This is a genomic window from Algorimicrobium bowmanii, assembly GCF_054031195.1.
In genome coordinates this window covers 948,846-974,329 of record NZ_CM132929.1, presented here as the reverse complement: position 1 = coordinate 974,329, position 25,484 = coordinate 948,846, and the positions used below count along the sequence as shown (strand labels likewise).

Annotated in this window: 28 protein-coding genes and 1 tRNA gene; 24 read left to right on the top strand and 5 right to left on the bottom strand. The window is 32.7% G+C overall.

Features of this window, described 5'->3' with window-relative positions; genetic code table 11:
* Position 1 precedes the first annotated feature (1 nt).
* The 13 genes from ACW5R3_RS04220 to rpe all read left to right on the top strand — a co-directional run bounded on the left by ACW5R3_RS04220 (position 2) and on the right by rpe (position 12,945).
* Positions 2-1,441: an aldehyde dehydrogenase gene (locus ACW5R3_RS04220; protein WP_456578381.1), complete on the top strand. Its 1,440-nt coding sequence runs from the start codon at positions 2-4 to the stop codon at positions 1,439-1,441.
* An 87-nt stretch (positions 1,442-1,528) separates the two neighbouring features.
* Positions 1,529-2,311, top strand: coding sequence for an SDR family oxidoreductase (locus tag ACW5R3_RS04215; RefSeq protein WP_456578380.1), 783 nt, complete (start codon positions 1,529-1,531; stop codon positions 2,309-2,311).
* Position 2,312: 1 nt separating this feature from the next.
* Complete coding sequence (locus tag ACW5R3_RS04210) at positions 2,313-2,765, top strand: hypothetical protein (RefSeq protein ID WP_456578379.1); 453 nt, start codon at positions 2,313-2,315, stop codon at positions 2,763-2,765.
* A 49-nt stretch (positions 2,766-2,814) separates the two neighbouring features.
* The gene (locus tag ACW5R3_RS04205; RefSeq protein WP_456578378.1) at positions 2,815-3,348 is read left to right on the top strand and encodes a 3-hydroxyanthranilate 3,4-dioxygenase; all 534 of its coding nucleotides are present in this window, start codon (positions 2,815-2,817) and stop codon (positions 3,346-3,348) included.
* A gap of 50 nt (positions 3,349-3,398) precedes the next feature.
* Positions 3,399-4,487, top strand: coding sequence for an amidohydrolase family protein (locus ACW5R3_RS04200; protein WP_456578377.1), 1,089 nt, complete (start codon positions 3,399-3,401; stop codon positions 4,485-4,487).
* Between the two features lie 81 nt (positions 4,488-4,568).
* Complete coding sequence (locus ACW5R3_RS04195; protein ID WP_456578376.1) at positions 4,569-5,213, top strand: O-methyltransferase; 645 nt, start codon at positions 4,569-4,571, stop codon at positions 5,211-5,213.
* A 238-nt stretch (positions 5,214-5,451) separates the two neighbouring features.
* Entirely contained in the window at positions 5,452-6,885 is a 1,434-nt protein-coding gene (locus ACW5R3_RS04190; RefSeq protein WP_456578375.1) for a glycosyltransferase, read from the top strand.
* A 318-nt stretch (positions 6,886-7,203) separates the two neighbouring features.
* On the top strand, positions 7,204-8,010 hold the full coding sequence (gene proC / locus ACW5R3_RS04185; protein WP_456578374.1) for a pyrroline-5-carboxylate reductase: 807 nt from the start codon (positions 7,204-7,206) through the stop codon (positions 8,008-8,010).
* A 3-nt stretch (positions 8,011-8,013) separates the two neighbouring features.
* Positions 8,014-8,790 (top strand): glutamate 5-kinase, encoded by a 777-nt coding sequence (gene proB / locus ACW5R3_RS04180; RefSeq protein ID WP_456578373.1) that lies wholly within the window; start codon positions 8,014-8,016, stop codon positions 8,788-8,790.
* A gap of 10 nt (positions 8,791-8,800) precedes the next feature.
* Entirely contained in the window at positions 8,801-10,000 is a 1,200-nt protein-coding gene (locus ACW5R3_RS04175; protein WP_456578372.1) for a glutamate-5-semialdehyde dehydrogenase, read from the top strand.
* A gap of 301 nt (positions 10,001-10,301) precedes the next feature.
* The gene (locus tag ACW5R3_RS04170; protein ID WP_456578371.1) at positions 10,302-11,120 is read left to right on the top strand and encodes a 2OG-Fe(II) oxygenase; all 819 of its coding nucleotides are present in this window, start codon (positions 10,302-10,304) and stop codon (positions 11,118-11,120) included.
* A gap of 140 nt (positions 11,121-11,260) precedes the next feature.
* On the top strand, positions 11,261-12,124 hold the full coding sequence (locus ACW5R3_RS04165) for a sigma-70 family RNA polymerase sigma factor (protein ID WP_092205627.1): 864 nt from the start codon (positions 11,261-11,263) through the stop codon (positions 12,122-12,124).
* Positions 12,125-12,282: 158 nt separating this feature from the next.
* Entirely contained in the window at positions 12,283-12,945 is a 663-nt protein-coding gene (gene rpe, locus ACW5R3_RS04160) for a ribulose-phosphate 3-epimerase (protein ID WP_456578370.1), read from the top strand.
* 57 nt (positions 12,946-13,002) lie between these two features.
* On the opposite strand, the gene ACW5R3_RS04155 is transcribed toward rpe, so the two are convergent.
* On the bottom strand, positions 13,003-13,770 hold the full coding sequence (locus tag ACW5R3_RS04155) for a zinc-dependent peptidase (protein WP_456578369.1): 768 nt from the start codon (positions 13,768-13,770) through the stop codon (positions 13,003-13,005).
* A 478-nt stretch (positions 13,771-14,248) separates the two neighbouring features.
* Between ACW5R3_RS04155 and ACW5R3_RS04150 the strand changes: the two genes are divergently transcribed.
* The 11 genes from ACW5R3_RS04150 (at position 14,249) to ACW5R3_RS04100 (ending at position 21,344) form a co-directional block, all read left to right on the top strand.
* Positions 14,249-15,559: a tyrosine-type recombinase/integrase gene (locus ACW5R3_RS04150; RefSeq protein WP_456578368.1), complete on the top strand. Its 1,311-nt coding sequence runs from the start codon at positions 14,249-14,251 to the stop codon at positions 15,557-15,559.
* A gap of 63 nt (positions 15,560-15,622) precedes the next feature.
* On the top strand, positions 15,623-16,567 hold the full coding sequence (locus ACW5R3_RS04145) for a hypothetical protein (RefSeq protein ID WP_456578367.1): 945 nt from the start codon (positions 15,623-15,625) through the stop codon (positions 16,565-16,567).
* A 72-nt stretch (positions 16,568-16,639) separates the two neighbouring features.
* Entirely contained in the window at positions 16,640-16,915 is a 276-nt protein-coding gene (locus tag ACW5R3_RS04140; protein WP_456578366.1) for a helix-turn-helix domain-containing protein, read from the top strand.
* Between the two features lie 202 nt (positions 16,916-17,117).
* Complete coding sequence (locus tag ACW5R3_RS04135; protein ID WP_456578365.1) at positions 17,118-17,681, top strand: hypothetical protein; 564 nt, start codon at positions 17,118-17,120, stop codon at positions 17,679-17,681.
* 15 nt (positions 17,682-17,696) lie between these two features.
* Positions 17,697-17,906 (top strand): hypothetical protein, encoded by a 210-nt coding sequence (locus ACW5R3_RS04130; RefSeq protein WP_456578364.1) that lies wholly within the window; start codon positions 17,697-17,699, stop codon positions 17,904-17,906.
* Positions 17,907-17,979: 73 nt separating this feature from the next.
* Positions 17,980-18,189 carry a hypothetical protein gene (locus ACW5R3_RS04125; RefSeq protein ID WP_456578363.1) on the top strand — a complete coding sequence of 70 codons (210 nt, stop codon included), beginning with the start codon at positions 17,980-17,982 and terminating at the stop codon, positions 18,187-18,189.
* 218 nt (positions 18,190-18,407) lie between these two features.
* On the top strand, positions 18,408-18,578 hold the full coding sequence (locus tag ACW5R3_RS04120) for a hypothetical protein (protein ID WP_456578362.1): 171 nt from the start codon (positions 18,408-18,410) through the stop codon (positions 18,576-18,578).
* 68 nt (positions 18,579-18,646) lie between these two features.
* Positions 18,647-19,756: an AAA family ATPase gene (locus ACW5R3_RS04115; RefSeq protein WP_456578361.1), complete on the top strand. Its 1,110-nt coding sequence runs from the start codon at positions 18,647-18,649 to the stop codon at positions 19,754-19,756.
* A gap of 1 nt (position 19,757) precedes the next feature.
* The gene (locus ACW5R3_RS04110) at positions 19,758-20,354 is read left to right on the top strand and encodes a DUF3226 domain-containing protein (protein ID WP_456578360.1); all 597 of its coding nucleotides are present in this window, start codon (positions 19,758-19,760) and stop codon (positions 20,352-20,354) included.
* Between the two features lie 135 nt (positions 20,355-20,489).
* Complete coding sequence (locus ACW5R3_RS04105; RefSeq protein ID WP_456578359.1) at positions 20,490-21,083, top strand: recombinase family protein; 594 nt, start codon at positions 20,490-20,492, stop codon at positions 21,081-21,083.
* Between the two features lie 9 nt (positions 21,084-21,092).
* Positions 21,093-21,344 (top strand): hypothetical protein, encoded by a 252-nt coding sequence (locus tag ACW5R3_RS04100; RefSeq protein ID WP_456578358.1) that lies wholly within the window; start codon positions 21,093-21,095, stop codon positions 21,342-21,344.
* Positions 21,345-21,424: 80 nt separating this feature from the next.
* Here the strand turns inward: ACW5R3_RS04100 and ACW5R3_RS04095 are convergent.
* The 4 genes from ACW5R3_RS04095 to ftsA all read right to left on the bottom strand — a co-directional run bounded on the left by ACW5R3_RS04095 (position 21,425) and on the right by ftsA (position 25,483).
* Positions 21,425-21,498, bottom strand: a tRNA-Arg gene (locus ACW5R3_RS04095).
* Between the two features lie 16 nt (positions 21,499-21,514).
* Positions 21,515-21,964, bottom strand: coding sequence for a GatB/YqeY domain-containing protein (locus ACW5R3_RS04090; protein WP_456578357.1), 450 nt, complete (start codon positions 21,962-21,964; stop codon positions 21,515-21,517).
* 137 nt (positions 21,965-22,101) lie between these two features.
* A complete protein-coding gene (ftsZ, locus tag ACW5R3_RS04085) occupies positions 22,102-24,072 on the bottom strand; it encodes a cell division protein FtsZ (RefSeq protein WP_456578356.1) in 1,971 nt (656 codons plus the stop codon).
* 61 nt (positions 24,073-24,133) lie between these two features.
* Positions 24,134-25,483: a cell division protein FtsA gene (ftsA, locus tag ACW5R3_RS04080; RefSeq protein ID WP_456578355.1), complete on the bottom strand. Its 1,350-nt coding sequence runs from the start codon at positions 25,481-25,483 to the stop codon at positions 24,134-24,136.
* Between the last annotated feature and the right edge of the window lies 1 nt (position 25,484).

Below are 25,484 nucleotides of genomic sequence, written 5' to 3'. Positions count from 1 at the left end.
TATGGTTATTAAAAACTACATAAACGGCACCTTTCATAACCCTACTCAAGATAATTGGATAGAGAATTTCAACCCTGCAACAGGCACTGTTTATGGTCAGATTCCTGACTCAACAAAGGAAGATGTTGAAGAGGCATACACCGCTGCTAAAACAGCATTCCCAGAATGGTCTAAAACAACTTTAGATCAACGAAGTCGGATTTTACTTAAAATATCAGAATTAATTGCATTAAACTTAGATGCTTTAGCAAAAGCTGAAAGTAAAGATAACGGCAAGCCCATTAGCCTAGCAAAAACCATAGATATACCGAGAGCTGCTAGCAATTTTCGCTTCTTTGCACATGCTATCACTCAATTTGCAAGTGAAAGCCATGAAAGCACTGGTTTAGACGCCATAAACTACACGCTTAGACATCCAATTGGTGTTGTAGGTTGTATTTCTCCATGGAATTTACCACTGTATTTATTTACTTGGAAAATAGCTCCAGCTATTGCCGCAGGAAACTGTGTGGTAGCCAAACCAAGTGAAGTAACGCCTATGACAGCATATTTATTAGGTGAAATTTGTAATCAAGCCGGTTTACCTAAAGGTGTACTAAATATTGTTCATGGTTTAGGAGGTACAACTGGGCAGGCTATTATTGAACACCCAGATATAAAAGCTATTTCCTTTACAGGGGGCACTGCTACTGGGGCGCATATTGCTAGAACAGCTGCTCCAATGTTTAAAAAACTATCACTAGAACTTGGCGGTAAAAACCCAAATATTATTTTTGCTGATTGCGATTATGAAGACATGCTAAATACCACTGTAAAATCATCATTTGCTAATCAAGGCCAAATATGTTTATGTGGAAGTCGCATTTTTGTAGAATCATCAATCTATGAAAAGTTTAAAACGGATTTCGTTGCTAAAATTAAAAATTTAAAAGTAGGTCACCCTTCAGAAGACACGACTAACATAGGCGCTTTAGTATCAAAGCCACATTTAGAAAAGGTTTTAGAATATATTCAAATTGCAAAAAATGAAAATGGCAACATACTATGTGGAGGCAACCAGGTAACCGTAGCAGGCTATGAAAATGGCTACTATCTAGAACCTACAGTTATTGAGGTCCCTACCGATGAATGCCGCGTAAATCAAGAAGAAATATTTGGTCCAGTAGTAACTATCATGCCGTTTGATACTGAAGAAGAAGTCTTAAAAATGGCTAACAAAGTTAATTATGGTTTATCGGCTACTTTATGGACAAACAACTTAAAACGTACCATGCGAATGAGTGGTGAGCTACAAGCCGGTATAGTTTGGGTAAACACATGGTTAATGCGTGATTTACGTACACCTTTTGGCGGTGTAAAAGCATCAGGAGTTGGTAGAGAAGGAGGATTTGAAGCCCTGCGTTTCTTTACGGAACCGAAAAACATCTGTATAAAATATTAAAAAAATAACTTAGAACAAACACATAACTAGTATCAGCCTTTGATATTGTATCACATTTCTAAGAAAAATTTCAATTAAATCAATAAAATGGATTTACAACTAAATAATAAATACGCACTAGTTTGCGGAAGTACGGCAGGCATAGGTAAAGCTACTGCTCTAGCACTAGCAGCTGAAGGTGTTCAAGTAACCCTTATAGCTAGAAATGAAGATAAGTTAAAAGCTGTATTAGCTGAATTACCGACGCATAGAACACACAGCTATATCGTTGCTAATTTTTCAAACCCTGAGGAATTACAACAAAAAGTCAACCAATTTGTAAAAGACAATCACGGATTTCACATATTAGTAAACAATACTGGTGGACCTGCCGGTGGACCTGTTTTTAATGCCAATTTAGATGAATTTCAAAGTGCATTTACTCAGCATTTAAAATGTAATCATATATTAGCTCAAACGGTAGTGCCTTTTATGAAAGAAGCCAATTATGGCAGAATTGTAAATGTAATTTCTACTTCTGTTAAACAACCTTTAGATGGCCTAGGTGTTAGTAATACCATTCGAGGAGCCGTAGCCAATTGGAGTAAAACATTAGCAAACGAATTAGGCCAGTTTGGCATTACAGTAAACAATGTATTACCAGGTGCAACAGGTACCGACCGTCTATCTGAAATTATAAAAAACAAATCCTCTAAAACTGGAAAAACAGAAGAAGAAGCTGCTAATACCATGAAACAAGCAGTCCCAGCAAAGCGTTTTGCTAAACCAGAAGAATTAGCAGACGCTATTACCTTTTTAGCTAGTGAAAGAGCAGGATATATAAATGGTATTAATTTACCTGTTGATGGTGGTCGTACAAAAAGCTTATAATATGAAAACCTTGTATGTTTTTAGTGTTTTCTTTTTAATAGCAACTATTACGCAAGCGCAATATGTTATTCAAAACTATTCGAATGCTGAAATAGACCAATTAGCCATTATGGAAGAAATTGCAGACAACATACAAAATCACCACCTAGAAAGCACTATGCTATTACTAACAAACCCAAACACTATCGATCCGGTATATTTAGATTCAGAATCAACATTTCTGTCTTTAGAGTATACACGAAAAAAAGTTAAATCTAACGTACACCATACAGTCGTTGATGATAGAAATATTGTTTGGTACGAGCGTAATTTTTACAAGCAGACTAAATCTAAATTAAAGCCGCGATATCAAATTTATTTTACGGTAGAATTTAGCGCTAGTTCTTATAAAATTATAGACCTACAAGCTGCTAAGAAGAAAAAAATAAACACGAGCTTATATCATACAAATTGATATCAAAAATTGTAACTTTATACCATTCATTTAATAAAAACATCCTAAAATGAGCGCAATATACCCTCCTATTAATTTTAAAGCCTGGATTGAAGAAAACAGACATCTTCTAAAACCACCAGTTGGTAATAAAGTAGTTTGGAAAGATGGCGATTTTATTGTGATGGTTGTTGGAGGGCCTAACAGTCGTAAAGATTACCATTATAACGAAACACCTGAATTTTTCTATCAAGTAGAAGGTGATATGGTTCTTAAAATTATAGAAGACGGAACTCCTAAAGATGTTCATATTAAAGAAGGTGACATTTTTTTACTACCACCTAAAGTACCGCATTCTCCACAACGTGGAGCAAACACAGTTGGTTTAGTTATTGAATATAAACGCCCTGAAGGCATGAGAGATGCCCTTTTATGGTTTTGTGAAAATTGTACAACACAACTTTATGAAGAGGATTTTACCGTTGAAAACATTGAAACAGATATGCCTAAGATTTTCGATAAATATTACGGTGATTTAAAAAAACGTCAATGCCCTAATTGCGGTGAAACTATGGAACCGCCAAAAAAGGTTAAAATCGACTAAATTATTCCATCAAAAATCTAAATAAAACCTAATCGCTTACAAAACAAGTTATGGAGCAAAAACGTAAACTTCGCATCAATGGTCACTCTCACCTACTTCCTTACCCGGAAGAAATTCCACAATTCATGCAGGATAAAGGAATATTCTGGGTAGATAAAGATCGGAAGTTTATGCTTCAAAAAGATTGGAACCGTCCAATTACCGACTCTAGCTTCTTTTTAAATGAAAAACTAGCTTGGATGGAACGTTTTAAAATAGATCATGCGGTGGTTTTAAACTTATCGCAGCTTTACGGAAACGGTTTACGTGTTGAGGAAATGAAACAAGCTTTAAGGTTTCAAAATGATTTTAATGCCAAAGTACAACGTGAAAATCCAAGTAAATTCACATGTGGTTTTGTAGTACACCCCGGATTTGTACGTGGTGCTTGTTGGGAAATTGAACGTTGTGTAAATGAACTAGGTATGCAACTCCTGTGTTTACCTACTCACTACATGGATACAATTGGTACTTGGCGATGTATTTTTGATGAGGAAAATGAACCTATTTTTGAATTAGCCAATAAATATAATTTAGCTGTAGAAATTCACCCTTATGATGGTGAGAAATTTATAAAATTAGAGAATACTTCATGGCGATTCCATCTTATTTGGATGTTGGCACAATGCGCTGATGCATATCATTTCTTAACCCTAAATGGTTACCAAGACAAATACCCTAACATGCGTACTTGTTTTGCTCATGGCGGACAATTAGCACAAATAAATCTAGGAAGACGAATTCAAGGTTTTGATGGCAGACCAGATTTATTCGAAGGTAAGAGTCACCCAAGGAAAGCTGTTGGACATAAAAATATATTTTTCGACACCTTAGTACATGATACTGGAGGATTACAATTACTGATTAAAAATCAAGGTTCAAAACAAGTTTTAATGGGACTTGACGATCCGTATCCATTAGGCGAAATGGAGAGTGCTAAACAATCTTCTTACCCTGGAAAAATATTAGATCTAGCAATAAATCAGGATATCATTAACGAGTCTGAACGTGATGCAATATGGGAAGATAATGTTATTCAATGGCTATGTGGTGATGATCAAAACGCTAAAGACAAATTAGTTAAACGTATTTTAAGTTAATTTAAAGTTTCAACACATTAGAAACCTATGAAGTACACGAACAAATGTGTAACTCTCAAACGATTTAAATAAAATAGCAACATGCATTTCCTTTCAGAAGAATTAGACACATATGTGGTAAATCATTCAGAAAATGAACCTGAATTATTACAACAATTAACTCGTGAAACGTATCAAAAAATCTTACAACCCCGCATGCTAAGTGGGCATTACCAAGGACGCGTTTTAAGTATGATATCTAAACTGGTACATCCAAAAAACATCTTGGAAATAGGAACATACACAGGCTATTCTGCTTTATGTTTAGCAGAAGGCATTCAAAAAGAAGGTGAATTACATACTATTGACATTAATGAAGAACTAGTTGATTTTCAACGCACATACTTTGATAAATCGGATTATAGTCATCAAATCCATCAACATTTAGGAAATGCATTAGAAATCATCCCAAAGCTTAATAAAGGTTTTGACCTCGTTTTTATAGATGCAGACAAGGATAACTACGCAGCCTATTTTGAACAGATTATCGAAATTTTAAACCCAGGAGGTATTATTCTGTCCGACAATGTTCTTTGGAGTGGTAAAATTTTAAACACCACTTTTAAAAAAGATGACACTGCAACGCCTGCGCTCATTGGCTACAATAAACTTTTAAAGGAAGATCCACGCGTAGAAACGGTACTTCTACCAATTCGGGACGGCTTAACAATTAGTAGAAAACTTTAATTTTTTCAGTTAACACTCAACTTAAACAAACCTTCCCAATAGTCGCATTACGAATAAATACATTGTTAATATTCACACTTAAATAAAAGTATCCATATCACAATAATAGACCAAAAAATAGGGTAAATCGTTAAAAAGGCCTGTTTTTATCATAAAAAAGTCTCAAAAAACATCCAAACGCATCAAATCTGCGTAAATCGTTTTAAAGACAACAGTCACCCAACAGATAAAAACATTTATGGCAACACAAATACACGAGCAATCTTCCACTGAAAAAACAACCTACTCTTTTAAGGTAAAACAGTTTGTAAAAGGAATCCTCCCCGATTCCAACCAAAAAATTCAAAATCCATACAATAAGTTAACACTATTAAGTACGCTTATATTTATAGCTATGGGTATTTATTTGTTCTCAGTTTTCCATACAGATTTCGAGCAATTTAATTCCGATAGAAAGCGTAGTACTATAGGATTAATATTTATGAGTACTGCTTTTGCCTTGTTTATATTCAAAGCGTTCTATTTTATTTTTATGGGATATAAATACCTAAAATATAATGCAATTGAATCTGTTTCAGATGAATCACTACCTACTGTAACTATAATAGTTCCCGCTTACAATGAAGGGAAACAAGTATGGGATACCTTAATAAGTTTATCAAAAAGTGATTACCCCATTGATAAAATGCAACTAATAGCTATAGATGACGGAAGCTTAGACGATACATGGTCATGGATGGAAGATGCTAAAAAACAATTAGGTAATCGTGTTGAAATATTACAACAACCAGAAAATAAAGGAAAGCGCCATGCCTTATATAGAGGTTTTAACCTAGGAACTGGTGAGGTGTTTGTTACAGTAGATAGCGACTCAGTTGTAGATGAAAATACGCTACGTAATTTAGTTAGCCCGTTTATTACAGACAAAAACTGTGGTGCTGTAGCAGGTAATATACGTGTGCTTAATAATAAAAAAGCCATGTTACCAAAAATGCTAGATGTTAGTTTTGTGATGAGCTTTGAATTTGTACGATCTGCAGAAAGCACATTGAATTCAGTTTTATGTACACCTGGTGCTTTAGCAGCATATAGAAGTAGTGCTGTCTTTAAGTGTTTACCAGAATGGATCAATCAGACTTTTATGGGGCAACCATCCGACATAGGAGAGGACCGAGCAATGACTAATATGATTTTAAAACAAGGTAAGCATGTTTTATTTCAACGAAATGCAGTAGCTTATACAAATGTACCAGAAGAATACCGAGGTTTATATAAAATGTTCATCAGATGGGGACGTAGCAATGTAAGAGAAAACCTTTCCATGTCTAAATATGTATTTACTAATTTTAAAAAGGAAAGCAAATTTGGTACACGTTTACTTTTTATAAGTCAATTTTCTCGTATTATAATGAGCTATCCATTTGTATTATTCATGTTGTTTTTTGTTATGATGCACCCACTCCTATTCTTAGGATCGACTTTATTAAGCATTTTAGTAACTTCTACATTTTCTGTCTTATTCTATGCACATCGTTATGAAATTAAAGAATCTTTTTGGGCTTACACCTATAGCATACTTTATACTTTTGGCCTTTTTTGGATTACACCATATGCCATTGCAACGGCAAGCAGACGCGGTTGGTTAACACGAGGATTACCTGAAAAAAAATAAAAGTATTATAGAAATTTATAGCACTAATTAAAAAAAACCTTACTAAAAGTGAGGCTTTTTTATTTTGGCACGGATAGAATTTCAAGTTAAAAAAATGAAAAAAATCCCGACAGACTGTCACCTTTTTGACAGAATCGTCAATAAGCCAATTATAACATTCATAATTTATAAAGCCTATAGTTATCAATATCTCAACCAAACGCATTATAATTCATACAAATCGAATTTATTAAAATTAAATACTAAAATCTGGTCTTCCGTATAGTCCTTGTACACTATATACAAATTAATATTGATAATCAATACATTACAAAAAAAATGAAAGTACTAGTAATTGGAGCAGGAAATATGGGTTTAACGTATTCCGAAGGTATGGCGAAATCGCCATTATTAGATAAATATAACCTAAAAATATATGACACTGATCCAAAAAAAATTACAACCTTAAACCAAGAGCCTCATTTTGATGTTTACGACAACCTAGAAGATTGTTTACCTACAGCAGACATTGTTTTTTTAGCCGTAAAACCATACCATATTGAAGACTTATTCAAAAGTATGGCATCTCAAATAAACCAACAACAGATATTTGTATCCCTAATGGCTGGTGTTACCATAGACACTATTAAAACACAACTTGGAGCAACTAAAATTGTTAGAGCAATGCCTAACTTACCTGCTAAAGTAGGTAAAGGAGTTACATCGTATACCGAATCGGATGCCGTATCTAAAGTCGAACTTATAATGGTTCGTAATTTATTAGATACCACCGGAACATCCATTCATGTAAATACCGAAAATTTTATAGATGCCTCCACAGGTATATCAGGTAGCGGACCTGCATATGTATTTTACTTTATGCAATCTATGCTAGAAGCGGCTTTAAAAATGGGTTTCTCAGCTTACGACTCTAAAGTCTTAGTGAGTAATACTTTTGAGGGAGCTATAGAATTGTTTAACCAATCGGATATTTCACCGGAAACTTGGATTAGTCGTGTTGCCAGCAAAGGAGGAACTACACAGGCAGCCATTGACTCCATGGAAGATAATAATGTAAAACAACTTATTCAAGATGCTGCATATGCAGCATTTGATAGAGCAATAGAATTAGGAAAAGAAAAGTAATATATGATTGACGACATTAAGCGCGTAGTAGTAAAAGTAGGAACCAATGTATTAACAAATAAAGACAATCGCATATTAGGCCCCGTGTTAAGGGAGCTTGTCCGGCAAATATCAGTGCTGTACGAGCGTGATGTAATGGTCGTTTTAGTGTCCTCTGGGTCTGCAATGGCAGGAAAAGAAGTTCTTGGAGGTACATATATCGAGGACAAATCTATTAGACGACAAGTATATTCGGCAGTTGGACAACCCCGAATGATGCGTCACTATTACAGTTTATTTCACGATTATGGCATGCGTTGCGCACAAGTATTAGCTACCAAACGGGATTTTGATCCTGGTAAACACCGCGAAAATATGATAAATTGTTATGAAGGTCTTCTATCTGAAGGCATCATACCAATTGCCAACGAAGATGATGCCGTATCTGTAACCATGTCCATGTTTTCTGATAATGATGAACTTGCTAGTCTTGTTGCCGAGCTAATAGATGCCGACCGAATGATTATTTTATCAGATACCGATGGTTTATACACGGGACATCCTGATGATGAAGATTCAATAAAAATAAAAGAAGTTTCTTTCGACCAAGATGTTGAAAAATACGTAAAAGCTTCTGGTAAAAAAGAAGGCGAAGGTCGTGGCGGTATGGCTTCTAAATTACGAATTGCTAAAGGCACTGCACGAAAAGACATCCCTACCTATATTGCCAACGGCAAACGTGCTAACGTAATTGTTGATATACTAGACAACAAAGAGGTAGGAACTAAATTTATTCATTAAAAAAACAAAAATGGAACTATTACATACAGACAAAAAAAATGATGTATTAAACTCAATGATTGCTATTATCAATCAGGAACGTGAAACCATCATAAAGGCCAACAAACAAGACTTAGATGCTTTTAATAAGGATGACCAAGCACTTTACGACCGTTTAGTAGTAAACCAAGCAAAAGTTGATGGAATGATTCAGGCAATAAAAGAAGTGCGTGATCAAGAAGATCCGGTTGGTACGACTATATCGGATTTAACCTTAGATAGTGGTTTACAAATCACAAATAAAACAGCCCCATTTGGCACCATCATGATTATTTATGAATCTAGACCAGATGTAACAATTGAAGCTGCAGTTTTAGCCTTCAAAGCAAATAACAAAATTCTTTTAAAAGGAGGTAAAGAAGCTATTAATAGTAATCTTATTTTAGAAAAATGCTGGCATCAAGCACTAGAAGAAAATGGCTTGTCTAAAGATTGGATTAAGCTACTTCATTTAAAGAGAGAAGAAACCCAAGATTTTTTAAGAAACCCACCAGAAAAAATAGATTTAATTGTACCTAGAGGTGGCGAACGTTTAATTAAATTCGTTAAAGACCATGCCACCTGTGCTGTTTTAATTTCAGGGCGCGGTAACAATTTCTTATATGTTTCTGAACATGCTAATTGGGAAAAAGCAGTTAAGGTTATCATAAATGCAAAAACTGATAAAATTTCTGGCTGCAATGCTTTAGATAAAGTTTTATTAGACAAAAACATGGCTAATTATGAAACCAAAGTTAAAACACTAAAAGAGACTCTAAATCATGTTGGAGTTAACCTTTTAGTAGATAAAAAAATAGGGCGCATTCTTACAAGTGAAGAACAAATACCAAACGAGGAAACTTGGTATGAAGAATTTCTAGCAATGAAGTTAGTACTTGCAGAGGTAGATAGCCTTGAACAAGCTATTACAATAGTCAATAAGTACTCAGGAGGTCATTCATCAACAATTATCACCGAAGATAAAAATGAAGCTGCACAGTTTATGCAACAAATAGACAGTGCTGCTGTTTATCACAATGCCTCAACACGTTTTACTGATGGTGGTCAAATGGGAGTTGGTGCAGAATTAGCAATAAGCACAGACAAGTTACACCATAGAGGTCCATTAGGATTAAAACAACTTGTTACTAATAAGTACTATGTATTTGGCGATGGTCATGTACGTATTTAGAAAAAATTAATCCATAAGTTAAGCGGCATTCTTTCATGGAATGTCGCTTTTTTTTGGTCCGAACTACTACTTTTATTAGAAGCCTACATGTTATCTGTATTGAAACGTGAGACTCGTATTATAAAACATACAGTTTAAATGACATTATACATCATATTATTTTTTGGTTAGAAAGAGATAAAAAAGATACTAAAACATCATTTTAGAATACAGTTTACTACTAGATATTCATTATTTTAGCTACCAAATAAAAACCTACCGCTAAAAAACAAATAGCAGCATCTAATTAAACAAAAACAGCATGAATAGAGACGATTTAGCTAAATTGATAGTAGAAAAATTAGATAGCGAGAAAGAATCTCTAAAACAGCAATATGCTAATACAAAACATCAAATTGGATATTTTTATATAGATAACCTTTTACCTCAAGAAATTGCAATTGAAATATCTAAACAATTCCCTGAGCAGACAAAGATGGATCTTAAAAAAAGTTTGCGTGAAAACAAATATGTGGCAGCTCAAATGAATAAATATCATGCCCTTTTAGAGGAAACAATCTATGCTTTTCAAAACAAAGATGTAGTAAACTGCATGAAATATATTTGTAATATAGAAGACCTTCAACCGGATGAATTTTTATACGCAGGCGGTTTATCTTCTATGAAAAAGGATCAATTTTTAAACCCTCATTTAGACAATTCTCATGATAAAGACCGCAATAGCTGGCGGGTTTTAAACTTACTTTATTATGTAACACCAAATTGGCAAGATAATAACGGTGGACATTTAGAGTTGTGGCCAAACGGATTAAAGAGTTCACAAACAACCATACATTCCAAATTTAACAGATTAGTAATTATGGCTACGCATCAATCCTCATGGCACTCTGTAAGTCCTGTTATAGCTGACGCCTCTAGAAACTGTATTTCTAACTATTATTTTTCAAGTAACCCGTTACTAGAGAATGACACATTCCATGTTACAACTTTTAGAGGACGACCAGAACAACTACTAAGAAATCAAATATTAAAAGTAGATTCCTTTTTAAGAATGACACTTCGAAAATTATTTAAGAAAGGGATAAAAGAAAATCCACACGTTTACAAAAAAGACGAATAAACACAAAATATATGCACTTGGTTTTCAGTGGATTATATTTTTTATGAAAAATTTTAACATTTTTTGTAACAAAAACAGCTTTACCAGCGTATAACTAATTAGAACACTTTGTTCAAACAATTAAATTAGAGAAAACGTACATGAGACAACTTAAAATTACCAAGCAGGTTACCAATAGAGAAACTGCTTCGTTAGACAAATATCTTCAAGAAATAGGAAAAGTTGACTTAATTACCGCAGACGAGGAAGTAGAATTAGCACAGCGCATTAAAGCTGGTGATCAGGTTGCTTTAGAAAAGTTAACTAAAGCTAATTTACGTTTCGTTGTATCGGTAGCCAAGCAATACCAAAATCAGGGTTTAACATTACCCGATTTAATTAATGAAGGGAATTTAGGGCTTATTAAAGCTGCACAACGTTTTGATGAAACACGTGGTTTTAAATTTATCTCTTACGCCGTATGGTGGATTCGTCAATCTATTTTACAGGCATTAGCAGAACAGTCACGTATTGTACGTTTACCTTTGAACAAAATTGGTTCAATAAACAAAATTAATAAAACCTTTGCTTTCTTAGAGCAAGCACACGAACGTCCACCAAGTGCAGAGGAAATAGCTAAAGAATTAGACATGACTATTAACGATGTTAAAGAGTCTATGAAAAATTCTGGACGTCACGTAAGTATGGATGCTCCTTTAGTTGAAGGAGAAGACAGTAACTTATATGATGTATTAAACTCAGGGGAATCTCCAAACCCAGATCGTGATTTACTTCACGAATCATTACGTACCGAAATTGAACGCGCATTAGAGACTTTAACACCTCGTGAGGCGGATGTAATTCGTTTATACTTTGGTCTTGGAAATCAACACCCAATGACACTTGAAGAAATTGGTGAAACGTTTGATTTAACGCGTGAACGTGTGAGACAAATTAAAGAAAAAGCTATTCGTAGATTAAAACATACGTCTAGAAGTAAAATATTAAAAACTTACTTAGGCTAAGTTTACAGCAACAAACAGTTATTCATAACTGTTCGTTTTTTGATTGATGAAAGAACCCAGAGCTGATTACTCTGGGTTCATTTTTTTTAACAACATTTCAGTACAAATCATACAAGGCTTTTTTCCTATCTTTGCCGAAACAACAAAACAACACACTAATGAATTCTAAAGTAATAGCACCTTCTATGCTTGCTGCCGATTTTGGCAACTTACAACGCGATACAGAAATGGTTAACAACAGTGATGCCGATTGGTTTCATATTGATGTTATGGACGGCCATTTTGTTCCAAATATATCTTATGGTATGCCGGTAATTCAAGCTATTAAAAAACATGCAACAAAACCATTGGATGTCCATTTAATGATTGAAAAACCTGAACGTTATATTGAGGAATTTGCTAAAGTAGGAGCCGATATTATTACGGTACACTACGAATCTACAGTACACTTACACAGAACCCTTACGCAAATTGAAGATGCTGGGTGTAAAGCTGGAGTCGTTTTAAACTTAACAACTCCTATAAATGTACTTGAAGATATTTTACCTAAATGTCATATGGTATTATTAATGTCTATAAATCCAGGATTCGGAGGTCAAAAGTTTGAAGACATTACTTATAACCGCGTTAAGAAATTACGTAACATGATTAACGAACAAGGATTAAATACCAGAATAGAAATTGATGGTGGCGTTACCGATAAAAACATCCAGAAACTAGTTGATGCTGGTGCCGATTCATTTGTAGCAGGAAGTCATGTATTTAAAAGTGAAAACCCTACTGAAACAATCAAAAAACTAAAAGCATTAGCAAATGCTTAATTAGTATATAAATCAAAAAAAAAGCGCCCTATGGGTGCTTTTTTTTTGACTAAATTTCTAATAATCAATAAAATTAAAATTAAGCATTTGCTTAGTTTTCTTATACACTTCTGGAAATTGAGCTCTAAACTCAGTAGGTGTTTCTATAAAAGTTTCAATAATAACAGCTACAAATTCGTACATATTCTCATAAGCATACGGCCTGATGTAATCCGATTCTATAAGTCTTGACCTCAATGCCTCATTTTCCGATAAAAAATTGGTCAACTCCTTAAAGCTGTCAGCAAAAATCAACGAACTTGTATCTTTATTTTTTATACTAGTTATATGAATGGCATGAGCAAACTCATGAATACCTAAATTAAGGTTATCATTAGTAATTTGATACCCATGAACAAAATGCTCCCAAGATAACACCAATGATTTTATACGTGGATTAAATTCACCTTTATGAAAGGACTTGTTTGTTTCCGAATAAAATACAGAAGGGTAAATTATAACATGTTGAATCATTTTTAAGCTATAATTCTGAAAACCGAAAGTCAACATAACTGCTGTTGCAGAAGTTAAAACAATCATCTCATCTGTTAAAACTAAATTATCCCGACCAATAAACTCTTTTGATGCTATGAAGCGAGATAAACGATGTGTAAATACACGTTTTTCTTTTTCTGGTAAGTTCTGATAAAATATAAATTGGGTTTCCAATATATGCCTCTGTGCTTGTTCAAGCTTTTTATAAGGCGGAATAATATAACGATAAAGCAGTTTTCTTGTTATTAGAAAATATCCAGTCTCAACCATTTTAACGACAAGATAAACCATAAAGCCCAACGCCGTTAGAACTAGGCTACAAACCAAAATAAGCAATAACACAGAAATACACTCTTGTATAAACATATAGAAATATGAAAGGCGGTTATGAAATTAATCAAACAAAATACAGTAAATTATTTATCTAACCCTAGAACAAAATAGATTAATGTATTAAAAACCTAATACAACAGGTTGTAAACAAAAAAATCTACACGTTAAATCAAGTTAGCTTGAATTTATAAGTGTAGATTTTAATTATATAGTGACCGCGAAGGGATTCCAAAATAATTTATTCTAAAAAATCATAAACCCAACAAAAAAGCGCAGAAACCCCAAGCAATATACTACTTTAAAGAACATAAAAGGTAACTCAATGTAAAGCCAGACAAATCTAAATAAAGCTATATAAATTAAAAAGTGACACATATATTGACACATTTAAAACTAATTGTGTCATTTTAATTTATATTTGACAAACTGTTATTTTATGGCTAAACTGACATTCAAAATCCGAAAAGGTGTAGATAAATCCGCAAAAATTCAATTATTTTTTAATTACGGAACAAACAAAAGACTTAGATACTCAACTGGTCTAAAGGTCAATAATTTCAAAAACTGGGATAGTGACAAGATGAGAATTAAAAATGTAGTAGCTGAGGTTCACCGAAATGAAATCAATAATAAACTTACGGACATAAGAGCATTTCTAGAGAAAGTTCACACAAACTATACTGTTACTGAAAATACTATAGTTACTAATATAATTCTTAAAAAAAAACTTGATTTATATTTAAACAAATCAAAGCCAAATCAAGAAAATTTAAAACTAGAACTACTTCCATTTTATAAATGGTTCATTGAAAATTACCAAGTAAATCCTTTGACGAAAACAGGAAAGCCAATGACTAAAGGAACAGCTAAAACATATAGAAACGCATATACAATCCTAAAAAAATTTAATGACACAAAGTACTCAATTACATACGATAAAGTAAATACAGACTTCTACGATGACTTCATGACTTATATGAACGATAAAGAATATTCTTTAAACTACATAGGTACCCAAATCAAAATTTTAAAGACCATAATGAATTCTAGTTATGAAAAAAGATTTCATAATAATTTAGATTTCAGAAAACAGTATTTCAAAAAGCCGGCAGAAGAAGTTTACAACATATATCTTAATGCGAAAGAACTTAGTCATATTGAAAATTTAAACTTCTCTAATTTCAAATCTAAAAGAGTTAATAAGGATTTTGTATTAACCAAAACCAAACTAGATAATGCAAGAGATTTATTTCTTATATCAGCAAATACAGGTCTCAGAGTGTCAGATTTCAATTCACTTACTGAAAAAAATATAATTACAGAAGACGGCATCAATTATATATCATTAATTACAACCAAGAACTCAAAACGCCTAACGATTCCAATTAACTCAACAGTAAAATCGATTTTAGAAAAACACAATGGTCGCCCACCAAAACGAATGACAGAACAACATATAAATTACTGTCTTAAAGAAATTGGTGAACTTGCTGAAATAAATGACATTGTTCTCAAAGAAATTACTAAAGGCGGAGTAAAAGAAACCAATGAATACAAGAAATACGAATTAATTACTAACCACACAGGAAGAAGAAGCTTCTGCACCAACGCATATAAATCTGGGATGCCAACAATTGATATAATGGCGATATCTGGTCACGCTACAGAAAAAGTATTCTACACCTACATTAAGGTTGACGACATTGAAAGAGCAAAGAAAATTTCTGGTCATAAATTTTTTAATTAGTAACACATAAAATAAATATTTTTATTTAATTATCTTTCGTTTCAAAATTCTTTAAAACTCTAAATGATAAACTTAACCAATAAAATTTTTGATGAAGCTTCTGAACTAAGTAGACAATTAAGTGAAGTCACTTTTGAACTTCGAAGACTAAAACTAAAATTGGATTTTATAAAATCTAATAAAAAATGGAAATTCAAAGAGGGAGATTACACAAAAAAAGTTAGTTCAGAAATGGATAACGAACAATTCAAAACTAAAAATGTAGAAATATACCCTCTTATATCTCATCAAAAGAACAAGAGAGTTCTTAATATATTATTAAAACAAATAGTAGACAAAATAAATATTTTGTCAGAAAATAATAATTTATATTGGAGAAACTGTAGTCTCGAAACATATAAGCAAGGTCTATCAACTTTCCAAGAATTATTTAAACAAGCTTTACCAGACTCTAATATTACAGATTTTTTAGAATATGAACTTAATTTCTATTCAAACAACTTGCGGGAACATAAATTTTATCTTAGTCAAGAATTGACATGGTTTACAGGCGATTTTAAAGATTATTTATCTTCAAAAGATAAAACTAAAGCTGATATTAATGATAAAATAAAAGTGAAATTTTTAAATGGATATGCAAATGAACTAGGTTATGACATTGTGAGTGATGGCGATTCAATTCTAAAAACTACGGTTAGTCTTTCAAAACAAAATAACGAGCTTAAAGAGGTTCCTGATATAAGTTTAGATAAAAAAGGTTTACCTAAGTTTAATTTGCAGACAAGGTTTGAATTATTTAAACAACTTGGAGGTGATATTATAATTAAAAATATAATAAGCCCTACTGAAAAGGGCAAAGCTTTAATTTTAGGCACTATAATGGATATCAACCCAGACAATTCAAGGCATTTAATTAACAAAACTTATAAACCTTTAAAAGAAAAAGACGAATCAAATTTAACTGAATTCTTTCAAAAACAAGATATTACAATTAAAAAACAAGACTAAATAATCTTTGCGGGTCAACCCATAAAATGACCCATGCTTTATTTGCACTATAGAAATTAACAACTGAATACTATGGTGCAATTAATTAACATTACTACAGAAAAACTTAGCGAGATAATCTCAGAATCATTAGAGAAGAAACTCAAAGAATCTAAAGAGGAATTAAAACCTCAACCACTTCAATCTTATATAACACGTAAAGAAGCGTCTAAAATGCTTAACGTAACTTTTATGACGTTGAGGTCGTGGCATATTAAAAAGGTGCTTACATCCTATTCTATAGGAAACAGAGTTTACTACAAGCTCGACGAGATTCATAAAGCTATGAAACCTAATTTTTATGATTAGAGGGGCAAAACCTAAATCGTAATAATTAGCTAACACCATAGCACTTCAAAAATTAATTTCAAAAATATAACACTGTTTATCAGTGACTTGAAAAACAAAAGGGCAAACTCAAACGTTTTTCCCTTACTAACTGATATTTATAATAAAACGACATGTGCGTCATGTCCTAATTACATCTAAATCAGAACAAAATTAATAACGTATGAATAAAGAAATTATAAAATATAATAGTCTAGCAAAACAAATAAATAGTAAACGCTATAACAAATGGTATAAGCTAAAGGACTTAGTAGAAATAAAAGCTATTAGCTATAAATCCTTAAAAAACATGGTAAAGGATATTTACGATAAATATCATGAATTAGGAATAATAAAAAAAGAAAGTGGTCGGTATTTTATTCACTACACTTTATTAGATAAGTTCAAATTAAAGCGTCCAAGACAAACTACAATTTATAGTCATGAATGGAAATCAAATATTTCCTGGACCACTAAAGAATTCTACAGTAAGGAATATCATGAGTTTCTAGTATCAGAGTTAAAAAAAAGGACGGATGGTATTAACTATATCTATTCAATTGAAAAGGACAAAAAAGACAGATATCATGTCCACATGTTAGCAGATTCTGACGCAAAAACTTTAAGAAAAATAATATATGAATTATTGAAATTCTATATAGAAAACGGTAAAGAATTCAGATTGTATTGTCAATCTATTAATAACATAGGTAGTAGCGTGGATTACCTAATCAAAAATCCACAATAATTATAAGTAAATATTATGAATGAAAAACAAAAAGAATGGGCTAATCTCGAAATCAAAAGTTTCGACAAACATCAAGATTTAAAAAGAAGACTTGCACTTTACATTCTTTCCGAATATGAGGAAAACGCAATAATTGACGATGCTCATCTATTAACCGAATTTAGATATTTGAAAGACAACAATCAACTAAATTATCTTTTTAGAAAATATAGAGTTGACTATTAAATTTAAGAATAAAGGTTGTGAGGTGGACAACCTATAAAAAAATCCACAATGTCTAATCTTAAATTAATGTGAAATGGAAAATATTTTACCGATAGATTTAAGAGGAAACCCTCTATTAAGAGAATTGTTAATAAATCACTGTATTTACATATATGGTGAGGATGCAGATTTAACGATTGGAGGCTTACTTCTTGAATACTATGACCTAGCTGAAAACGATGAGTTAAACGAACTTATTTCAGCGGCTGCATATAATGTATTCTCAGGGGCTGGACTGGTCTAAATAACCAATCCACGTATCCCACGTCTTATATACAGGTGTAAGAAAATTATAAAAAAAGTACCATCCGACCTGTCAAAAATTTTAAAAAATTTTGAGGTACTTTTTTTAATGCTAACGACACGTATTAGCTAATGAACCGAAATATTATAAACGAGTAAACAATAATAAAATCAATGTTTACGGTAAAAGCCTTCTGACCTACAAATAAAATTTAAAAAATGGAAATAGAAAAAATTAGAGCTAATATAGCTCACAAACAAGAAATGATAAATCTAGAAAAAGACCAGTTGAGAAAGAACCAACTTATACAAGATTTAAATGTTTTACAGATGAGGCTAGATATGGAGAAAACAAATGTTAATATTAAACGAATTAGAGGTAGAGATTGAAGCACTTAATTAAACAATTAGTTTATTGATGTTTTTATAAATATATTTATCCAATAAAACCAGAGATAATGGCATATTCTAAATTAAAAATAGAAAACTTTAGAGGTATTAATTATTTAGAGATAGAAGGTTTCTCTAACGTAAATATAATTCTTGGAAAAAATAACTCATCAAAGACGAGTATACTCGAAGCTATATTTGTGTTAATTGGAAGTTTGAATCCCGAAATTCTTCTTAGAGTAAATAGATTTCGAACATTAAATTTTAATGAACAAGACGATTTTAGGCTCGTTTTTAATAATTTAAAGTATGATGAGAATATCTTAATTGAAGGAACTATCGATAAGGATACGTATAGAACTTTGGAGATTAGACCGAGTAATCAGCAAGGGAAAATATCTCATACAAAAAGAACTATTTCTGCTGATGATTTAAATGAGTTAGACTATGACTCTAGACCAGACGATATTTTTATTAATCAACTTACTTTCTTAAGTAAGTTTAAAGCTAAACACTCTAAAGAAAAATTAGTTGAAAGTAAGTTGATTTTTCGAAATGGAGAATTTATATCTGAAGTAGGTAATTATCGTAATTCAACTTTTGAAAGAGCAGTTTTTTTAACACAATCTCTACAAATGTCTATTAATCTTGAAAGAGAATTAGAGGATATAATTATATCAAAACAACAAGCAGTTATCATAGATGCTTTGAAAATAGTAGATGGAAATATCCGAGACATTACGCTTGGAAGAAATCGAATGATATTTGTAGACGTGGGTCTAAATAGAATGATACCTATAAATTTAATGGGTGATGGAGTAAGGAGAATGTTAGTTGTAATTTTATCCATTTACAATGCCAAAGGCGGTGTTGTGGTAATTGACGAAATTGAAAATGGATTATATTTTTCTACTCTAGGAAGATTATGGAAAAGCATAATAACTACTGCTGTTAAATTGAAAACACAAGTATTTGTGACTACACATAATTCTGAAACAATAAAGTCATTATATAATTCATTAATAGATTCTGATTTCAAAGACAATAAGGACGATGATTACAGAGATAATGTTATGACTTTTTCTGTAAGAAAAATATCTGAGGAACTACACAAATCATATTCATATTCATTCGACCAATTAGAGAATGCCATTGAAGAAAATTTAGAATTGAGATAAGATGCTAGTAATTATTACTGAAGGAAAAGATGAAGTTTTCATTAAAGAATATCTTGAATTTTTAGGTTATGAAAATGAAGTACATTTTAAAACTGATAGTATTGGTGGTTGGACTAAAATTAAATTATCTGAACCTATTTTAAAACGGTATCGTGATGAAGGTAATACAGTTGTTTTAGTTTTTGATGCTGATACTAGTTTAAATGATGGTGGGTACCAAAGACGTTTAGATGAAATTAATGATGTCTTAGAGGATATTGATTTAACTATTGATGTTTTTCTATTGCCTAACGGTGCTGATGATGGTGATTACGAAACATTATTAGAGCGCATCGCAGTAGCTGACAGAAGTAGGGTCTTCAGTTGTTTTGACTCTTATGAAACTTGTGTTAGAGCTTTAGAAACAGATGATTTAAAGTTTATTACACCAATTAGAAAATCTAGAATTTATGCCTATATCGAAACTTTCCCTGAATCTAATAGAGCAAGAGATAAGGAACTAAAAAGTGGGACAAATTTTTTTAAGAACCCATCTTATTGGAACTTAAATTCAGATTCTCTTCAACCGTTACATGATTTTTTAATTCCTAAGTTATAGCCTTTTATATTGTTCATTTTAAGACCATGACCTAAAATGACACACTATTTTCAGCTAAATACCTGGTTTACAACTGTATAATTTTGCCACCCTAAAAATATACACTATATTTGCTTTAGAATAATACTAAAGATTATGAAAGCAAAATATATCAGAGTTTCAACCGCAGAACAAAACACGGAAAGACAACAAACCAATTCGGAGAACTTTGAATCTATTTACATTGATAAAATTAGTGGCGCAATTCCATTCTTCGAAAGACCTCAAGGTAAAAAATTAACGAACGATGTAATTAACGGTAAAATTGACGAGGTTCACATTTCTTCAATTGACCGTATGGGAAGAAATATTTTGGATATTTTAACCGTTTCAGAATTCTTTAATAATAATGGGGTGAATTTATATGTTGAAAATATCGGTATGTATTCAATGGTGGACGGCAAATCAAACCCAATTTTTAAAATGATTATAAGTGTATTAGGTAATGTTGCAGAAATGGAACGTGCAAACATGTTAGAACGTCAAAAACAAGGTATTGAGATTGCCAAAGCAAAAGGAAAATATACTGGTAGACTATACGGCACCAAAATGAGCGATGAAGAGTTTTTAAAAAAATACAAGAATGTTATGATAGAGCTAAAAAATGGTGAATCATTGAGGAGAGCCGCAAAACTTGGAGAATGTTCTCTAGGTACTGCTCAAAAAGTAAAACGACTAACTAACCTATAATTTAAAAGCATGGCAACGCAAGGAGAAAGACAGGATTTTAATTGGAGACCTAACGACAACAGTTCAACCACACTAACGAGATATCATCAAGAAGCGGAGCATTGGGTTCGTGCTTTTAAAAATGCCGAGAGCAAACACAAGCCAGTTAATTATAAAGAAGACATTCAAACGATAGGTTTAATTATTTCCTTAGTATTGTCATTAATTACTTTAAGTTGCTTGATTTTAGTTAAAGTATTTCAATGGCTGAAATCACTATAATAAGTGACACAAAAAGAGACAACAATTTAAATTAAAAAAACCTAAATCACTAATAATTTGTTATTTAGGTTTTTGTTTTGTGACCGCGAAGGGATTCGAACCCCCAACCCTCAGAGCCGAAATCTGATATTCTATCCAGTTGAACTACGCAGCCATTATGATTAATATATTTAAGACAACTTAGCCTTAACAATATTTGATATAGTTTTTCCGTCTGCGCGCCCTGCAAGTTCCTTACTTACAAGTCCCATAACTTTCCCCATATCTTTCATACCTTCTGCTCCAACACTATCAATAGTTGCAACAACTACCGATTCTATTTCTTCATCAGATAATGCTTCTGGTAAAAATTGACTAATTACAGCTGCTTCATCAATTTCTGGCTGTGCTAAATCCTTACGATCTTGCTCCAAATAAATGGCTGCACTGTCTTTACGCTGTTTAACTAATTTTTGAAGAATTTTAAGCTCTTGTTCTTCGCTTAATTCGTCTTGAGCTCCAGCCTCAGATTGTGCCAAAAGGATTGCGGATTTAACAGCACGTAAAGCCGTTAACGCTGTTTGATCTTTTGTTTTCATAGCCGTTTTCATGGCCGACATAATATCTTGTTGTAAACTCATAGTATATTTTATATTGCGATAACAAAGATAATAAGAAAAACTGTTTTCTGATACTATCTCTTAAAAAAGAAAACCGAAATAACAGGTATTGCTATTTCGGCTTTCATGAAGTTCAAACACTAAACTTAATTCATACGTTAATCAACGTTATCATGTAAAAATGAATTGTTATTTCGTAGTTGCATATCATCATTATCATCCACACTTAAACTAGTACCTGAGATACTAGATTCAGATGAATGCCTTGCTGCGTCTAAATTTACACCTTGACGTTTGTAAGCAGGAATACGCTCAATATCATCTATTTTTGATGTATTGAATTTATAATTAAAATCCTTCATTTTTGCTCTACGTTCGGCAGCTCTTTCTTTTAAAAGCTCTGAAATAGGTGTGTGAATAGGATCTATTTCTGCTTCAGCAGCAGCAGGTTCTTGATGAATTTCTGGAGCTACAGTTTTCTTCTCAAAAGCAATTCCTGCTTCTTCAATTTCGATACTTCTTTCTGGTTTAGATGTTGGCGCTTTTTGAGGGTTTAAACTAGATTCAGCTTCAGCATAGTCATCTAAAGCATAACGAATTTCTCCCGAATCGGTTGATTTGGTAACAGGAATAACTTCAACAGGATCAGTAACAGGTATTTTCTTAATACTATCTTCTAACTCATGAACAATTTTTTCTTCTTGTTTAGGCTCAACAGGAGCAACTCCCATAGGCATATCAAAACTCAAAGTAATTTGTTGTTCTTCTTCAGTTTCTTCAGTGATAGTTTCAGCTATATTTTCGGCAGCAGGCGTTGCATCAGTAATCACAAACTCTGCTTCGTTAACTTCAGTATAAACCTCTTCATAAGTTACTTCGGTATTACGAATATCCTCTGTAGTTTTTATTAAACCTGTGCCTTCATCTTTTTTTGGTTCTGGAGAGCTAAGATCCTCTAAATCGCCTAAATCCAACGTGTGTTTTACCACTTGTGGTTCCGGAGTTTCTTCTTTAACATCAATATTTGGAACTAAAATAGCTGGACCTGTTTCCTTACGAGACAAATCCTGTTCCATTGGTTGCTCATCTTCTAAAGCATGAATAACTTTTTTAACTTCTGTATTAGAAATCTCAGCTTGTTGATCAATATCAAAACCTGTTGCAATTATGGTTACAGCAATAGACTCACCTAAACTTTCGTCTTCACCAACACCCATAATTATATTTGCACCATTTCCGGCTTCATCTTGAATATGATCGTTAATTTCTCCTATTTCATCAATAGTTATTTCTTGAGTACCAGACACTATTAGCAGCAATACATTTTTAGCACCGGTAATCTTATTATCATTTAATAGAGGAGAATCTAAAGCTTTACTAATAGCTTCTTTTGCACGGTCTTGCCCTGAGGATTTAGAAGACCCCATAATTGCAGTACCACTACTACTTAAAACTGTTTTAGCATCACGTAAATCAATATTTTGTGTATAGTGATGTGTAATTACTTCTGCAATTCCTCGTGCAGCTGTAGATAATACTTCATCTGCTTTAGAGAAACCTGCTTTAAATCCTAAATTTCCATAAACCTCACGTAGTTTATTATTATTAATAACAACTAGCGAATCTACTACACTACGCAGTTTTTCAATACCTATTTGAGCTTGTTCGTTACGCATTTTCCCTTCAAACTGGAAAGGCATTGTAACAATACCTACTGTTAAGATATCTAAATCTTTAGCCATTTTAGCAATTATAGGTGCGGCTCCTGTACCGGTTCCACCTCCCATACCTGCAGTAATAAAAATCATTTTGGTATTGGTGTCCAACATACGTTGCAGGTCCTCAAAACTTTCAACGGCTGATTTCTCTCCAATATCTGGATTAGCTCCGGCACCTAAACCTTCTGTAAGGTTAAGTCCTAATTGAATTTTATTGGGTACACCACTATTTTGTAATGCCTGTGCATCGGTATTACAAATTACAAAGTCCACGCCTTTAATCCCTTGTTGAAACATGTGATTAATTGCGTTACTTCCGCCTCCTCCGACGCCTATTACTTTAATAACATTAGATTGATTTTTAGGTAAATCAAATGAAATGCTTGTTTCGAATTCTTTGTTGCTGCTCATGAATTTCGTTTTATATATACTTAATTATTCTCTTATTTTTATTTCTTTTTAGATGGCTTATTTATTCAGCGTTATCTAAAAAATCTTTGATACGATCTGTAAACTTATCCAAAAATGATTTTTTTAGAGGCTTTGGAGCTGTTTCTACTTCTATTTGCTCCTCTTCATTTCCTTGCTCAATAACATCTTCTTCGGGCTCGGACTCCTGAGTTGCTTGTTCTTGTTCATACGCAACTTCTATTTTCTTACGCTCTTGACGCTTTAAGCCATCCATAACTAAACCAACTGCTGTTGCAAATAATGGACTTGTAATTTCATCATCACTATTACCTGCCAAATGCTCATTAGGATAACCAATACGCGTATCCATTCCTGTAATATATTCAACCAATTGTTTTAAGTGCTTTAATTGTGCACCACCACCAGTTAAAACGATACCTGCTATTAATTTTTTCTTTTGTTCTTCGTGACCGTAATTTTTTATTTCAACATAAACCTGTTCAATAATTTCCACAACACGAGCATGAATAATTCTTGAAAGGTTTTTTAATGTAATTTCTTTAGGTTCTCTTCCTCTTAATCCTGGAATAGAAACTATTTCGTTGTCTTTATTTTCGCCTGGCCAAGCAGAACCAAATTTGATTTTAAGTAACTCGGCTTGCTTTTCAATAATAGAACATCCTTCTTTTATATCTTCAGTAATAACATTTCCTCCAAAAGGAATCACAGCTGTATGGCGGATAATCCCATCTCTAAAAATGGCTAAATCGGTTGTACCACCTCCTATATCAATTAAAGCGACACCGGCTTCTTTTTCTTCCTGACTGAGAACTGCATTTGCTGAAGCCAAAGGCTCAAGTGTAATACCTTCAAGATTTAAATTAGAACTTTTAACACATCGGCCAACATTTTTAATAGATGACATTTGACCAACTACCACATGAAAATTAGCTTCTAATCGAACTCCGTACATACCTACGGGCTCTTTTATTTCAGCTTGACCATCAACTTTATATTCTTGCGGTAAAACATGAATAATTTCTTCACCAGGTAACATAACTAATTTATGTACTTGATTGATTAGCGTATCAATATCTCCATCATCTATTACCAAATCAGCATCCGGACGGGTAATATAATCACTGTGTTGTAAGCTTCGAATGTGTTGACCTGCTATACCAACCGTTACATTTTCAATTTTTAAATCGGATGCAGCTTCTGCTTGTTGAACAGCTAATTGTATAGACTGTATAGTTTGCGTTATATTATTTACAACACCACGGTGAACGCCTAAACTTTTAGACCTACCGATTCCTAAAATCTCTACCTTCCCGTATTCATTTTTACGACCAATCATAGCCACAATTTTTGTGGTTCCAATGTCTAATCCTATTGCAATATTCTCTTCCATA